We start from the raw sequence: 1339 nt of genomic DNA on the forward strand, positions 1-1339 counted from the left end.
GCCGCAGAAATGCGTGGTCGTATTGAACAGATGCTCGGCTATCCTATTGGCGGTATGTGGGTTGGTACCTTCCATGGTCTGGCGCACCGCCTGTTGCGCGCGCACTACATGGATGTCGGGTTGCCCCAGAACTTTCAGATCCTCGACAGCGATGACCAACAACGGCTGATTAAACGCTTAATTAAAAGTTTAAACCTGGACGACAAACGTTGGCCGGCAAAGCAGGCTCAGTGGTACATCAACGGTAAAAAAGACGAAGGTTTGCGCCCGCAGCACATTGAAACTTACGACCCGACAGAGCAAACCCTAAAAGAAATCTATACTTTGTATCAGGAAAGCTGTGATCGGGCCGGTCTGGTCGACTTTGCGGAGCTGTTATTACGGGCACACGAATTACTGCGCAATAACCGGATTGTCCGCGAGCATTACCAAAACCGTTTCCGGCATATTCTGGTGGACGAGTTCCAGGATACCAACTCCATACAATATGCCTGGGTGCGTTTACTGGCTGGCGAACAAAACAGCGTGACTATTGTGGGTGACGATGATCAGTCCATCTACGGTTGGCGTGGTGCAAAAGTCGAAAACATCCATCAGTTTTTATCCGATTTTGAAGGCGCAGAAACCATTCGTCTGGAGCAAAACTATCGTTCAACCAGCACCATATTGCGCGCAGCAAACTCGGTTATTTCTAATAACTCTGGGCGTCTGGGTAAGGACTTATGGACTGACGGTAACGATGGCGAGCCTATTAGCCTTTACGCCGGCTTCAATGAAATGGATGAAGCCCGGTACATTGTTGCCCGCATTGAGGAATGGCGTGATCAGGGCGGTTCGCTGCAGGATGCGGCTCTTTTGTACCGAAGTAACGCACAATCGCGTATTTTAGAGGAAGCTTTGCTGCACGCACGTATTCCCTATCGTATTTATGGCGGTTTACGTTTCTTCGACCGTCAGGAAATTAAAGATGCACTCGCCTATTTGCGAATTCTGGGTAATCGGGACGATGACGCCGCTATTGAACGAGTGATCAACACACCAACCCGGGGTATCGGCAACAGAACTCTGGAAATGATCCGTCAGGCCGCCCGCGAACGTGGCGAGTCTTTATGGCAGGCTTCAAAGTACATGGTGAATGAAAAGCAGCTGGCCGGTCGTGCTCGTAATGCGGTTGGTTCTTTTCTCGATTTTATGGAAGCTCTGGACGACGAAACCGAAGAGTTTTCGTTAGGTCGCCTGAGCGACGAAGTCATTAAAAAGAGTGGTCTAATGGCCATGTACGAAGCCGAAAAAGGCGAAAAAGCAGAAACCCGGGTAGAAAACTTAAAAGAGCTGGTGA

The 1339-nt window shown here is 49.7% G+C and carries 1 protein-coding gene; it reads left to right on the plus strand.

Annotation, left to right across the window (positions count from 1 at the left end; translation table 11 throughout):
* On the plus strand, nucleotides 1-1339 hold a 1339-nt coding region (locus tag B3180_RS11180; RefSeq protein WP_286844552.1), incomplete at both ends, for a UvrD-helicase domain-containing protein.

This window comes from Idiomarina sp. UBA4206 (genome assembly GCF_002383015.1).
GTDB lineage: Bacteria > Pseudomonadota > Gammaproteobacteria > Enterobacterales > Alteromonadaceae > Idiomarina > Idiomarina abyssalis.